Origin of the sequence: Methylobacterium sp. ME121 (assembly GCF_000974725.1) — a bacterium.
GTDB classification, from domain to species: domain Bacteria; phylum Pseudomonadota; class Alphaproteobacteria; order Rhizobiales; family Beijerinckiaceae; genus Methylobacterium; species Methylobacterium radiotolerans.
In genome coordinates this window covers 1-1,422 of record NZ_BBUX01000168.1, presented here as the reverse complement: position 1 = coordinate 1,422, position 1,422 = coordinate 1, and the positions used below count along the sequence as shown (strand labels likewise).

Annotated in this window: 1 protein-coding gene; it reads right to left on the bottom strand. The window is 69.3% G+C overall.

The annotated features are described in order from the left end of the window. Window positions 1-31 precede the first annotated feature (31 nt). Window positions 32-1,312, bottom strand: a complete 1,281-nt coding sequence (gene tnpC, locus ME121_RS32710) for an IS66 family transposase (RefSeq protein WP_043387809.1) — start codon at window positions 1,310-1,312, stop codon at window positions 32-34. Window positions 1,313-1,422: the final 110 nt, after the last annotated feature.

The following is a 1,422-nucleotide window of genomic DNA, read 5'->3' as shown; positions in this document are numbered from 1 at the left end:
CCGTAATTACCCAGGCCTGTGATGGCTGGGCTCAGGCGCCGATGGTTTTGAGGATGGCGCCGAAGGGACTGCTGCCTGTGAGGCGCGCGGTGTCGACGACGGTGCGAATGGCGGCCTCGCCCTCGGCCGCCCACATGGCCCGGTAGCCGTTGGTGACCTTCCGCTGCACGACAGCCGGACGCAGCAGCCGCTCGGAGCCGTTGTTGGTCGGCTCGACCTTTCCGGGATAGGCGAGGAAGACCAGGAGCTGATCGCGGGCGCGGCTGATCTTGGCCTGCAGGTCGCGGCTCAGATCACAGCGGCTCGACGTGGCGAGGATGGCACCCAGTTGCCGATCCAGGCTGCGGCGCTTGGCCGAGAGCGTCGCGGCAGCCAAGTCGGTGACGCGCTCGGCCAGGGCGAACACGCGCTGCAACCAGAGTTGCAGGCGCCAGGGCACGGGATCGTCGCTGGCCTCGACGCCATAGGCGACATCGCGGGCCAGATGCGCCAGGCAGGTCTGGTGCTCATCCGCGTGGCCCTGTTGGGCGGTGTAGCGGTCGGAGATCCACACCGCCGGTCGGTGCCCGTCCATCATCTCGCGCACCACGACAGCGCCGCGCGTCGGGGAGGCGGTGTGCACCACGGCTTGCGCCGAGTGGAACAGCCAGTGGTAAGCGTTCGAGCCCTCGATGCGCACGCCAGTCTCGTCGCAGGCGACGACCTCAGCCTTGCGCAGGGTCGCGATGGCCGCGTCGCGACCGGCACGGAAGCGGTCCTGCGCGCGCCGGAGCAGGTTCATCAGCCCGCCCTGGCTGAGGGTGAGGCCGAACAGATCGGAGAGCGCCGCCTGCAGCCGTTCGTACGAGAGCGCCTGAAAGGTCTTGAGGTACGTCGCCACCGCATGCAGCCGCGGACCGAAGGGCGTGCCGCGCGCCGCTTCGGGCGGTGGCGCGATCACGCGCGTCCCGCAGCTCGGACAACAAACGGCAAGGCGCTGGTGCTGCGTCACAATCGGCGCCACCTCAGGCAGCTCGATTTGCTCAGAGACGCTGACGATCTCTGCCGGAAGTGCGGCGTGCAGGCTGGCGCCGCAGCACGCGCACGCCTCGGGACGATGCTGGACGATCGTATCGGGATCATCGCTCAGCACCCGGCTGTGACCCTCGTGACCGGGCTTGGCGCCGCCGGGCTTAGAATGCTCCCGCTGCTCCTTGCGATCCGTCGCGGGCGGCTTGGATGAGGTGCGCGAGGTCTTCTCTGGCCGCTGCAGCCGCAGCACCAGCTCGATCAGCTCCTCGCGGCTCAGCCGTTCCAGTTCGCTGCGGCCCATCCCGCCAGGGAATCAGCGAAATCCGACCCGCGCAAGAGGCAAGCTCGTCCCGGCAAGCGGCGCAGCCGCGGGCGTTCCGCCGCCGACCGATCCACCCCGTGGGTAATTAC

Coding starts and splice junctions, on each gene's coding strand:
- tnpC (WP_043387809.1), bottom strand. CDS start 1,312: ATGGGCCGCAGCGAACTGGAACGGCTGAGCCGCGAGGAGCTGATCGAG.